This window comes from Paractinoplanes lichenicola (assembly GCF_016785085.1).
Lineage (GTDB): Bacteria > Actinomycetota > Actinomycetes > Mycobacteriales > Micromonosporaceae > Actinoplanes > Actinoplanes lichenicola.
This window is the reverse complement of the sequence record NZ_JAENHO010000007.1, coordinates 603,787-615,128: the sequence shown is the minus strand read 5'-3', so window position 1 is coordinate 615,128 and position 11,342 is coordinate 603,787. Positions and strand designations below refer to the sequence as shown.

At 68.7% G+C, this 11,342-nt stretch carries 9 protein-coding genes; 5 read left to right on the top strand and 4 right to left on the bottom strand.

From position 1 onward, the window contains the following. Nucleotides 1–853 precede the first annotated feature (853 nt). Nucleotides 854–1,471 carry a hypothetical protein gene (locus JKJ07_RS27220; RefSeq protein ID WP_202994599.1) on the bottom strand — a complete coding sequence of 206 codons (618 nt, stop codon included), beginning with the start codon at nucleotides 1,469–1,471 and terminating at the stop codon, nucleotides 854–856. Nucleotides 1,472–1,494: 23 nt separating this feature from the next. Between JKJ07_RS27220 and JKJ07_RS27215 the strand changes: the two genes are divergently transcribed. The 4 genes from JKJ07_RS27215 (at nucleotide 1,495) to JKJ07_RS27200 (ending at nucleotide 5,181) form a co-directional block, all read left to right on the top strand. Then, nucleotides 1,495–3,084: a dolichyl-phosphate-mannose--protein mannosyltransferase gene (locus JKJ07_RS27215; RefSeq protein WP_202994598.1), complete on the top strand. Its 1,590-nt coding sequence runs from the start codon at nucleotides 1,495–1,497 to the stop codon at nucleotides 3,082–3,084. Nucleotides 3,085–3,244: 160 nt separating this feature from the next. After that, nucleotides 3,245–4,195 carry an AraC-like ligand-binding domain-containing protein gene (locus tag JKJ07_RS27210; RefSeq protein WP_202994597.1) on the top strand — a complete coding sequence of 317 codons (951 nt, stop codon included), beginning with the start codon at nucleotides 3,245–3,247 and terminating at the stop codon, nucleotides 4,193–4,195. Between the two features lies 1 nt (nucleotide 4,196). Then, nucleotides 4,197–4,451, top strand: a complete 255-nt coding sequence (locus tag JKJ07_RS27205) for a hypothetical protein (RefSeq protein WP_202994596.1) — start codon at nucleotides 4,197–4,199, stop codon at nucleotides 4,449–4,451. 85 nt (nucleotides 4,452–4,536) lie between these two features. Beyond that, nucleotides 4,537–5,181 (top strand): lysophospholipid acyltransferase family protein, encoded by a 645-nt coding sequence (locus JKJ07_RS27200; RefSeq protein ID WP_202994595.1) that lies wholly within the window; start codon nucleotides 4,537–4,539, stop codon nucleotides 5,179–5,181. 22 nt (nucleotides 5,182–5,203) lie between these two features. Here JKJ07_RS27200 and JKJ07_RS27195 read toward each other — a convergent pair whose 3' ends face one another. Together JKJ07_RS27195 and JKJ07_RS27190 are read right to left on the bottom strand one after the other, a co-directional pair. Next, the gene (locus JKJ07_RS27195) at nucleotides 5,204–6,985 is read right to left on the bottom strand and encodes a carbohydrate-binding module family 20 domain-containing protein (protein ID WP_236029887.1); all 1,782 of its coding nucleotides are present in this window, start codon (nucleotides 6,983–6,985) and stop codon (nucleotides 5,204–5,206) included. Between the two features lie 9 nt (nucleotides 6,986–6,994). Further along, nucleotides 6,995–9,373, bottom strand: coding sequence for an alpha-amylase family glycosyl hydrolase (locus tag JKJ07_RS27190; protein ID WP_307834427.1), 2,379 nt, complete (start codon nucleotides 9,371–9,373; stop codon nucleotides 6,995–6,997). Between the two features lie 190 nt (nucleotides 9,374–9,563). Here JKJ07_RS27190 and JKJ07_RS27185 point away from each other — a divergent pair, with 190 nt between their 5' ends. Continuing rightward, entirely contained in the window at nucleotides 9,564–10,070 is a 507-nt protein-coding gene (locus tag JKJ07_RS27185) for a carboxymuconolactone decarboxylase family protein (protein WP_202994593.1), read from the top strand. A gap of 283 nt (nucleotides 10,071–10,353) precedes the next feature. Here JKJ07_RS27185 and JKJ07_RS27180 read toward each other — a convergent pair whose 3' ends face one another. Then, entirely contained in the window at nucleotides 10,354–11,313 is a 960-nt protein-coding gene (locus tag JKJ07_RS27180; protein WP_202994592.1) for a hypothetical protein, read from the bottom strand. Nucleotides 11,314–11,342: the final 29 nt, after the last annotated feature.

The following is an 11,342-nucleotide window of genomic DNA, read 5'->3' as shown; positions in this document are numbered from 1 at the left end:
GCGGATCGGTGTTGGTTGCGCGTTTGGTGCGCGAGTGCCGCGCGGTTGGCGGTGGCGATTGCCCGGTAGTGGGCGTTGCTGCGGATCGGTGTTGGTTGCGCGTTTGGTGCGCGAGTGCCGCGCGGTTAGCTGTGACGATTGCCCGATAGTGAGCGTTCCTGCAGATCGGCGTTGGTTGCGCGGTGGTGCGCACGTATCGCGCGTTGCGCGGGAGTGGGCATGGCTGCGCGTTGTGCTGGTTGCGCGCCGGCTCTTGTTCGGGTGCTGCGGCGGACCGGTTTCGCCCAGCTGGCGTGATTGCGCGGGAATGCGCGGGCTTGGCACGTTGCGCGGGAGTGGGCGTGCCTGCGTTTTGGTCGTGGTTGCACGACGTCGCGTGGGAGTGAGTGCCCCGCACGTCGGCCGCGGTTGCGCGATGGTGCGTGAAAGTGCGCGTATTGGCGACTGGTGCGCGGGGGTGGCCGTTCGTCTGCGCCGGGGATTAGGCGGTGCTCGCCCGGCTTGTGCGTGGCCGGTCGTGCAGTGCGCGACGGTCGTGCGTTTGCGGGGTTGAGCGAAGTCGCGCGCAGCGGTCGTTCACGTTTGCGGGGTTGAGCGAAGTTGCGCGCAGCGGTCGTTCACGTGTGCGTGGAGTTGCGCGTATGCGCAGTGAACGGCGTTCGCCGGTCGAACGGTGAGGCGATCTTCGCGGGTGGGTGCGTGGGCAAGGTGAGCAAAGGTGCGCATGTTGGTCGTTGCGGTGCGCGCCGGGTACGGGGGTGAGTGTGCGGGTGCGGTGCTGTCGGGCGACAGTTTGCGGTTGTTCGCGCTTGGCGGAGGTCGGGTCGCTCGGGGTGCGTACGGGGGAAGCGGGCTACGGGTTTGCGGGGCCGGGCAGCGGGGCGGGGGCTTGAGGGGCGGGGGAGGGGGCCTGGTCGACGGCGCGGGCGATCAGATACAGGGTTACGGCGTTGAGGCAGTGCCAGAGCCAGTGGGTGCCGAGGGGCAGCGTCGAGCAGAGGGGCTCGTCCAAGGTGCGGGCGGTCAGGGAGACCGTGAACACGGCCGTGGCCAAGGTCAGCGGGCGGGAGCGCAGGGTGACGGCGAAGAAGGCCAGCACCAGCAGGGCGGGCAGGTAGCCGCCGAGCGACCAGGGCAGGGCGAAGTTGACTGCCACGGTGAAAAGGACGAACGCGGGCGCGGCGAGCCAGGCGCGCTGAAGGCGTACGTGGAAACCGCGGTGAACGAGCAGGACGATGGCCACCAGCTCGTAGACCAGGATCGACAGGGAGTCGAGGGCGGCCGTCGGGATTGTGGCGAACGTGTGGAAGGCCAGGCTGCACAGGCCGACCACCGCGAGCAGCACGGGCAGCGGGCGGAGGCCGCCGCGGAGCAGCAGGAGCAGGGCGGCGATCAGGAACGCCGCGTTGGAGACGGCGTTGACGGGCTCGCCCCACAGGCCGGGGCCCAGGCGCTCGCAGTAGGCATCCACCGGCGGGACGCTAACGGGCCCTGATGAACAGGGGGCGGCACCACTACGATCGCGGGGTGACGACGGTGACCGTGCTCGACGAAGCACCTCCGGACCAGCCCCCCAAAGGCGGCATTCCGGATATCGTGCGGCGGCGGCTGGCCACGCTCGACGACTGGCTCAACCCGTACTCGTGGCTGGTCACGGCCTTCGTCGTGGTGGTCGCGGCGCTGCTGCGGTTCCCGGGGCTGAGCGACCGCAAGGGCTACATCTTCGACGAGGTGTATTACCCGACCGACGCCTGGGACATGCTGCAGCACGGCGTGGAGTGGGACGAGAAGACCAACGGCCCGGCGTACGTCGTCCATCCCCCGCTGGGCAAATGGCTCATCGCCGCGGGGGAGGCGGTGTTCGGCAACAACGAGCTCGGCTGGCGGGTCCCGGTCGCGGTGGCCGGCACCCTGATGATCCTCATCCTCGTGCGGGTGGCGTATCGGCTGTTTCGCTCGGTGTTGCTGGCCGGGGCGGCCGGGCTGCTCATGGCGTTCGACGGCTTCCAGCTCGTGCTGTCGCGCACCTCGCTGCTCGACATCTTCCTCGGCCTGTTCATTCTTGCGTCTTTCGCCGCGATGGTGCTCGACCGTGACCACTACCGGCGGCGTCTGCTGCGCGCGCTCGAGAACGGCTACGACCCGGCGATGGCGTTCCGCGCGCCCCGGATCGTGCCGTGGTGGCTGTTCGGCTCGGGCGTGCTGTTCGGGCTGGCGCTCGGCGTGAAGTGGAGCGCGCTGTTCTTCCTGCCCTTCTTCGGCGGGCTCGTGCTGCTCTGGCGCTGGCAGGCCCGCCGCTCGGCCGGCATCAAGCGGCCGATCCTGACCGGGCTCGGCCAGGACATCGGCTGGGGCGTCACCAGCGTGGCCCTGACCTTCGTGTTCTATCTGGCCACTTGGACCGGCTGGTTCGTCACGAGCACGGGCTACTCCCGCCATTATCGGGAGGCGAACGGCCTCGGCGAGCCCCCGATCCTGGGCGCGCTGCTCAACCTGTGGCATTACCACCAGCAGGCGTACGGGTTCCACAGCGGCCTGACCAAGCCGCACCCTTATCAGTCCTGGCCGTGGCAGTGGCTGCTGCTCGGCCGGCCGGTCGCGTTCGACTGGAACACGCCGACCGGCTGCGGGGCGCCGAGCTGCGCCCGCGAGATCCTGCTGCTCGGCACGCCGCTGCTGTGGTGGTCGTTCCTGCCCGCGCTGGTCGGCCTGGTCTGGTTCGGCCTGGCCCGGCGCGACTGGCGGGCGTGGGCGATCTTCGTCCCGGCGTTCGCGGGCCTCGCACCCTGGTTCTACTACGCGGTCAAGGACAGCCGGACGATGTTCTCGTTCTATGTGCTGCCCGCGCTGCCGTTCCTGATCCTGGCCGTCGTCTACGTGCTCGGCGCGATCATGACCCCGCCCGAAGGGATGGCCACCGGCAACGCCCGCAGTGACCGCCAGCTCGTCGGCACGGTCGTCGCCGGGGCCTACGTCATTCTGGTGGCGCTGTGCTTCGCCTACTTCTTCCCGATCTTCACCAACCAGACCATCCCGTATGAGGATTGGTCCGCCCGCATGTGGCTGGGGAGCCGCTGGATCTGAGGCGGGGGAGCGCCCCGGTCACGGCCGCGCCCGCCAGCCGGCCGCCCCCTCGTTGTCCGAGGCGCTCCACAATGGCCATTGTCGGCCGGTGATCGCCGCTTGTCCGCAGCACCGAGCGCACAGCCCTATGCAGCTGGCGCACGCATGACACCCTCGGGGCATGCGCACGCTGTTCGACAGCGCCACCCTGTCCGCCCCGGACCGCCTGCAAGCTTGGGAGAGCGCGACCTCGGCGTCGCTGATCCCGACCGAGATCGGCAGCGTGAACCCGCTGGCCTTCACGGCCCGGCTCGGCGCCGTCGCGCTGGGCGAGGTGCAGGTCACGGCGATGTCGTACACGTCGCTGACGTCGCGGCGGTCCCCGCGCACGATCCGCATCTCCGATCCCGAGTTCTATCAGATCGCCCTCATCCAGGCCGGGCCGCAATGCATCGATCAGGAGGGCGTGCGGGCGGTGCTGGACGGCGGCGAGTTCGTGCTCTACGACAGCTCGCGGCCGTTCGAGGCGGTCACCGGCGACGGCGTCTCGAAGTCGCTCATCCTGCAGTTCCCGCGGCGGCTGCTGCCCCTGGCGCCGGCACAGGTCGCCCGGCTCTGCGCGATTTCGCTGCCCGGCACGAGCGGCCTCGGCCGGCTGCTGGCCCAGTTCCTGCTGACCGTGCGCGACGACCACGACGACTACACCACCCGCGACGCGAAACGGCTCGGGCACACCGCCGTCGACCTCACCACGGCCCTGGTCGCCCACCACCTCGAACGGGACGACCCGCCGCTGCGATCGCCTTCGCACGTGCTTTATCTGCAGACCATGGCGTACGTGGAAACGCATTTGACCTGGACCGGCCTGACGCCCGCGGAGGTCGCCGCCGCGCACCGGATCTCGCTGCGCTACCTGCACCGGATCTTCCAGCAGCACCACCACGCCGGCATCGGCGCGCACATTCGCACCCGCCGCCTCGAACGCGCCGCCCGCGACCTGATCGACCCGCGCTTCGCCCAGCACACGGTCGCCTCGATCGCCACGCGCTGGGGTTTCGACCGGCCGTCCGACTTCAGCCGCGCGTTCCGGCGGCACACGGGCATGTCACCGCACGAATACCGCAGGGGTTGATATGCAGTGGACCAATGACGATATCGTCGCCTACATCCGCCGGTGCTACGCGGACGACAACCACGCGTACGCGGAGGTCGTGGAGAATTTCGGCGGGGATGTGCTGCTCGACAGCCACCTGCCGATGCTGGACCTGGTCGACGAGCTCGCCCGGGATTGGCAGGCCATGGACCCCGCCGACGAGCGCTACGCCGGGCTGACCTACGCGCTGCGGAGGCTGGTGCGGGCCTGGCTGCACCCGAACATCGAGATCTGACGGCCCACCGCATTTGCCCGGGGTCCGCCCGAGCTGTTAGACAGAGCCCGCCAACCGGCTCGGGCTCGAACAGCAAAGGTGATTGATGCAGCGCAACACGGGTGACGCCGGGCGGATCGCGCCGGTTTATCGGGTGGTCATGGCGGCGGCGGGGCCGGTTGTCCGGTGGTGGGGGCGGCTCGAGGTGGAGGGCCTGGAGGTCTTTCCGGCGCACGGGGCGACGATCGTGGCGGCCAACCACGACAGCTCGTGGGATCCGGTGGTCATCGCGTACGCCGCCCGCCGGCGCCGGCAGATTCAGGCGCTGGCCAAGGCCTCGCTGTGGAAGAACCCGGTGCTGCGCCGCATCCTCGACGGGATGGGGCAGATCCCCGTACGGCGGGGTCAGGCCGACACGGACGCGCTCGATGCCGCGATCCAGTGCCTCACCGACGGCGGCTGCCTCGGCATCTTCCCCGAGGGCACACGCTCGCAGGGCCGGCAGTTGCGGGCCCGGAGCGGGGCCGGACGGCTCGCTCAGGCAGTGCCGCAGGCCCGCATCGTCTGCGCGGCGGTCTCCGGCACCGTGGACATCGCTCGTTTCCCGCGGCGGCCCCGGCTGAAGGTGACGTTCTTCGAGCCCACCCCGACGTCGCCGGCGGAATCGGCGCTGGAATTGTCGACGAGGCTGACGGCCGAGCTTCGCGCCGTCGCGCCGGTTGCCGTGGCGGGCGGCCGCGCCCGAGTGTGACGCGGCCGCCCCAGTGCGGCGGTCAGGAACGCCAGGTGTCGTTCACGGTCAGGGTGCAGGCGGAGCCGGTGTTGAGGGTTCGGTTGGCGCCGGTCTCCCAGGTTGTGGTGGAGCCGTTCTTCTTGACGTACTTGTATTCGACGGCCGTGTTGGCGGGCAGGTTGACCGTGCCGCGCCAGACCGGGTAGGCCGCCGACGACAGGGCTACGCCGGCGGCAGTGTTCCAGTTCGAGAGCTCGGCCCGGTTACCCAGCAGGAACACGTTCTCGCCCCACACGGTCGTGGCGTTCGCCGCGAAGGTGACGGCCACGGTCGTGCAACCCGTCGGGGGCGGGGTGGTGCCACCCGTCGTACGGGCGTTGATGTGCAGCGCGAGCATGCTGCCGGTGGCGACGTTCGCGGTGAACTGGCCCGAGGAGTTGACGGTGTACGTCGTACCGGAACAGGTGTTGTTGCTGAAGTCACCGTTGGCGACGTCGCAGTAGGTGCCGGCCGGAAGTGACGTCTGGAACGTGCGGCTGAGCGCGCCGCCGCGGTTGAAGACGGCGTACGCGTTGGCGCCGCGGCCGAAGGCGATCTGGTTGCCGCCGTTGGACCACCAGTTGCTCACGCCCGTGCCGTACGAGGCGTTGTGGAAGCCGACCATGTTGGCGGTCGTGCGCCAGCGGTGCTCACAGGCCCAGCCCGACGAGCAGTTGACCGCGCTGGTCGTGCCGTTCGACGACGCCGGCGGGCCCGCGTCCACGTTGCTGAACGTGAAGGACGACATCACGGACGGGGTCCCGTACGGGTAGGCCAGCATGAACGCCTCGGACAGCGCGTAGTTGGTGCCGTCCTTGTAGGTCAGCTTGGCCCGGCCGTTGCGCTGCGTGTCGTGGTTGTCGATGAACGCCACCGCGTCACCGCTGGACAGGAGCATTTGCGAGGGCAGGTTCTGCAGGCCGGACAGGTTGCCGTCACGGAACGCGTTGCCGACCACATCGCCGTACCGGAATTCGGTCACGTCGCCGATCCCGGTGTATTCCGACGGTGACGGCTCACCCGCGCCGCCCTCGATCGTCTCCTGGAAGAAATACGGATTGCCGTTCAGCCGGGAGTAAATGTTTTGCAGGTCGGCCACCGGCACGTGCTTCGCGGCGTCGACCCGGAATCCGTCCACGCCGAGCGAGATCAGGTCGTTCAGATAAGCGACAAGCTTTCCCCGTACGTATTCCGCCTCGGTCTTGAGGTCCGAGAGGTCGACCAGTTCGCAGTTCTGAACTTCCCAGCGGTCCCCGTAGTTGGCGATGTCGTCGTTGCCGTTGCGGCCGCAGTGGTGGAAGTCGTCGTTGCCGTAAGGCACGGCCGGGTACGCGTAGTGGCTGTATGTCGAGCCCGCCGACCCGGTGCCGGTGGACCCGCCGCCCGCCATGTGGTTGAGCACCGCGTCGACGTAGATCTTGACGCCGGCCGCGTGACACGTGCTGACCATATTGGCGAACGCCGCCGGGTCACCGCGCCGGGTCTGCAGCTTGTAGCTGACCGGCTGATAATCCTGCCACCACGGGTAGCCCGAGCCCGGCAGCACCACGTGCTCCTGCGGCGGCGACACCTGCACACCGCCGAAGCCCTTGGGCCCGAGCACATTCGTGCATTCTGAGGCGATCGACGCCCATGGCCATTCGAAGAGGTGGACGATGACGTCGCGCGGGCCGGGATTCGCGTCGGCTTTGGCGTCGGCCTGCTGCGGCCGGCCGACGACCACGACCGCGACAATGGCCGCCATCAGGGCCACTATCAGCGGGGCGATCCGTTTCGTCGTCATGGGGACTCCTTACTTGAGGTACGGGCCGTCGGACCCGACCTTGCCGGGGGCGGAACTGCCGAGGACGTACGCGCGGAGGTTGCCCTTGCCGCTGACGGCCGCGGTGAGGGTGCCGTTGGTGACGGTCTTGACGTCACCGGTGACGGCATCGGTGTAGGTGCCGTTGGGGATGCCGGTGAAGGTGGCGTTGCCCGAGATGGTGACCAGCACAAAACTGTCGCTGCTGCCATTCGTGTAGCGGCGCTTGAAGGCCATGTTTCCGTTGACACCGTCGGTCGAGTATTGGCCCATTTGCAGGGCCGGAATCGCGCGGCGGATCTGGTTGAGGCGTTGCACGTGCTTGACCAAGGGCTTGGCCAGGGTGGTGGCCACCGCGCCGCTGGCGTTGCTGACCACGCCGTAGTCGCCCGCGGTGACCGAGCCCGCGACGTGGTCGCCGTAATACGCGCGGCCCGTGGTGGCGAGGGGGCAGGTCGGGCCGCAGTCGATGCGCTTGCCGGCCTGGAACTCGATCTCCGAGCCGTAATACAGCGTCGGAATGCCGCGGAACGTCCACATCAGGGCCATGTTCTCGGCCCAGGCGTCGGTGCCGCCGTCATAGCGTACGGAGGACTTGTTGGGGCCGTAGTCGTGCGAGTCGACATAGACCGCGTTGTAGGTCGCGTCGTTGACCGAGTCGTCGGAGTCCTTGCCGTTGTGGAACGCGTTCGAGGCCTCCCCGAAGTTCATGTGCATGCGCATGTCGATGATGTTCATGCCGCTGAACTGGCTGCGATCGGGCGCGTGATACGTGTTGCCGTTCAGGAACGCGTTGGCCGACGTCGGCTGGTTCGCCGTGCCCTGTCCGTTCTCGTAGTCGTACTGCTCCAGCGCGGCTTGCGTGTCGTTCGCGCTGTACTCCTTGCGCTCCTTCCACGTGAAGAACTGGGCCGAATGGTTGACCGAGCCGCGGTTCCACTTGTCGTGCACGAAGGCGGCCACTTCGCCGAACACGTAGAAGTCGTTGGCCTTCGTGGCGCCGTACTTCTGGGTCAGCTTCTGCTTGATGGCGGGCAGAAAACGGCGGTTCCAGGTGACGCGCGGAATGTGTACGGCGGTGTCGATGCGGAAACCGTCGACGCCCATCTCGATGTACCGGTTGTAGACGTCGATCAGGTATTGCTGGACTGTCGCGTTCTCGGTGTTGAAGTCGGCCAGGTCGTCGGCGAGCCAGCAGGAACGCGAGTCCTCGCCCTCCCAGTTGCCGATCCAGCACTGGTGATAAAGGCTCGCCGGGAACATGCCGCTGGTGGGCGAGGGCCACTGGCAGTTGTGCAGTGAGTAGCCCTCGGGGCTCTTCTGACCGGTCGGCGTGCCCCAGTTGCGGCAGGTGTTGCCGGCCGGTTCCTCGGTGCTCCACAGATCCCCGTTGTACGCCCGTCCGGCGCTGTTCTCCTCCATCGGGTCGTACGTCTTGCCTTCGGTTTTCGGGCTGTACATCCAGTCCCATTGGCCGTCGCGCGCGCCCCACACCTTGGGGACGTAAAGGCCGTTGGCGCCCCACCGGGAACTGTGGTTGTAGACGACGTCCTGATAGATCTTGATGCCCTTGGCGTGGGCCTTGTCGATCAGATCCTGATAGGTCGCGCCGGGCGACTCGAGGCGGGTGTCGACGCGGTGGAAGTCCCAGCCGTGATAACCGTGGAAGTCATAGTCCGAGCGGTTGAGCACAACCGGGGTTATCCACAGGGCGGAGAAGCCGAGACCCTTGACGTAGTCGAGCTTGTCGATCAGGCCCTTGAAGTCGCCGCGGAACATCGGGTCGTTGTTGGCCTGGTTCCCGGAGGTCGCATGCTGGCTGCCGCCGCGGTTGTTGGACGCGTCGCCGTCGGCGAATCGGGCCGTCATGACGAAGTAGATGCTCTCCTTGCGGGGGTCGCCGCCGAGCATCTCGCCGCTGGTGGCCGGGGTCGTCGGTGGTGGGCTGGTCGGCGGGGGCGTGGTCGGAGCCGGAGTAGTCGGGGCCGGAGTAGTCGGTGTCGGCGTCGGCTGTGTGTTCGTGCACGGGTTGACAGACGAAACGGCTCCGTTGTCGATGACGACGGTTCCGGCGCCGGTGGAGTAGTTGCGGCCGCCGTTGTTGTCCCAGGTGCCGGCGCCGTTGTTGAAGGTGATCTGCAAGCCGGTGGTGGCGGTGAGGTCCTTCTTGCGCCAGCCGGTGCAGGCTGCATCCATCGCGACGCCGGGAACCGTGGTCCAGGCGCCGTTGTCCGCGGCGTAGTGGATGTTGACTGTCGACCAGCTCGCGGGTGCCTTGTAGTAGACGGTTGTGGCGGCGGGCGCGGCGGCGGGGACCGCCGGAGCCAGGAGTATCAGGGCGGCCGGGGCGGCCCATCGGGGTGGGGGCACGGGTTCTCCAATTTCTTCCAACGACAGGTATCGCTGCATGGGGAACCGGGGCACCTCCACTACCAGGGGCGGAACCGGTAGCAGGGACGTAATCCCGCGTTCACATTGGAACGGACGATAGCAAGGGCTTGCAGTGGTTGGAAGTGCTTGCAGATACTTGCGGCCATAAATCTCTGCCAGGATGCCCCTCATGGCATACATCGATCTGGGTGTGGACGAGACCCGCGAGCCGGGCATCCGCGGGCTGCTGCGCTACCGCCCGTCCACCGGCAAACCCCTGAGCGACCTGGCCGAGGCGCTGCTCCGCGGCGACAGCCCCCTGACCCGGGGCGAACGCGAATACATCGCCGCGTACGTCTCCGCTCTCAACGACTGCGCCTACTGCACCGGCTCACACGGCGCGGTCGCGGCCGCCCAAGGCATGCCTTCCGACGCACCCGTCTCCGACAAGCTGCGGGCCTTGCTGGCCATCGCCGCGGCGGCGGCGTCCGGTGGCCACGCGGTCACCCCGGCCTTGATCGCGGACGCCCGCGCAACCGACGCGACCGACCTCGAGATCCACGACACCGTCCTGCTCGCGGCAGCCTTCAGCATGTTCAACCGCTACGTCGACGGCCTCGGCACTGTCGCGCCCAGCAACCCGAAGACGTACGAAATGGGCGCGGCCCGCATCGTCGCACACGGATACTCGTCCTGACCCGTTCTTGCCAGTCGTGTGGTCGCTTCGCCGGGTGTGGTAGCTCGACGCCCTGCCCGGCCGCACACTGACCGGCCACGACGGCGCTTGGCAAATCTGCGGCGACGCCTTCGCCCGGTCAGTAGAGCCGGCGGTCCAGCAGGGCTACCGTCGCCGATGGCTGGTGGTGGTATGCCTGAAGGCCGCCGGGTTTGCGGGTCAGGGGGAGGGCCGTCGGGTGCACGCGCGGATCCTGGGGGCCCGCCGGCCGGTCGGGGAGGGGACCCGGCCGGCCGGCGAGAGATCAGGCGTCGTAGTCGGGGTCGGCGGCCTCGTCGCGGACCCAGTCGCGCATGGCGCGGAAACGGTCGAGGGTGCGCCAGGGCTGCAGGCGGACGAAGTCGTCGCCGATGTCGTCGAACAGGCCGGCGGACTCGCGGAAGTAGCGGCCCCCGGCCAGGGCGTAGGCGAAGTGGTTCCACAGCTCGGGGGTCAGGATCGTGTTCTCGTAGTCGTCGTGCCAGACGGACTGCTGGGCGGCGGCCACGATCTCGGCGGAGACCTCGGGGCGTTCCAGGTAGTTCTCGTCGGGGTTGTCCGCCGACGCCCGGAAGTTCAGGTGGGCCATCGCGGTCAGCAGGGGCACGTGCGTGCCGGGGCAGGCGGCGGTGCGGTCGCGGGCGAACTGGAAGGCCGCCTCCCAGCTGCCGCTCCACTTGGGCAGCAGGCCCTCGAACATGCTCTTGTGCCCGTTGAAGTGGGCCGGGTCGAGCGCGACCAGGTGGTGGAAGCGCCGCCGGCGCTCCTCGGCCGGGAGCTGGCGGGCCCGGCCCAGGGTGATCTTGTAGTACCACGGCTCGGCCAGGCCGCGATCGCGTTCCAGGGCCATGTCCAGGCAGTCCTCGGCCAGCGCGAGCCGCTGGAACCACACGTCCCACGTCTCGCGGGCCACGGTGTCGGCCCGGCCGGTGCCCCGCGCCTCCCAGGCCCAGCTGACCGCGCGGGCGCCCCGGAGCAGGTGGGGCAGCGGGTCGCCGGGATCGTGCCGGATCACCTCGGGCAGCCACTGCTCCAGGCCGGGGACGTCGGCGGCGGTGCGGACGTAATACGAGAACTCTTCCCGGTCGGCCGCCGCGAGAAGTTTGCGGGCGACTCCCCAGTCACGCTCGCGCAGGGCCTGGTCCAGCTCCTCGGCCTCGTCGTCGAAGAACTCCATGATCTCGATGTCGTCGGCGGCGGGGGGCTTCTTCTTGAAGAACGGCACAGCGGGGGAGCGTAGGGCATCCCGCACCC

What these genes read in the sequence shown, in the direction of transcription:
- JKJ07_RS27200 (WP_202994595.1), top strand. Translation starts at nt 4,537, where the DNA reads ATGCAGCGCAACACGGGTGACGCCGGGCGGATCGCGCCGGTTTATCGG.
- JKJ07_RS27205 (WP_202994596.1), top strand. Translation starts at nt 4,197, where the DNA reads ATGCAGTGGACCAATGACGATATCGTCGCCTACATCCGCCGGTGCTAC.
- JKJ07_RS27185 (WP_202994593.1), top strand. Translation starts at nt 9,564, where the DNA reads ATGGCATACATCGATCTGGGTGTGGACGAGACCCGCGAGCCGGGCATC.
- JKJ07_RS27210 (WP_202994597.1), top strand. Translation starts at nt 3,245, where the DNA reads ATGCGCACGCTGTTCGACAGCGCCACCCTGTCCGCCCCGGACCGCCTG.
- JKJ07_RS27195 (WP_236029887.1), bottom strand. Translation starts at nt 6,985, where the DNA reads ATGACGACGAAACGGATCGCCCCGCTGATAGTGGCCCTGATGGCGGCC.
- JKJ07_RS27215 (WP_202994598.1), top strand. Translation starts at nt 1,495, where the DNA reads ATGAACAGGGGGCGGCACCACTACGATCGCGGGGTGACGACGGTGACC.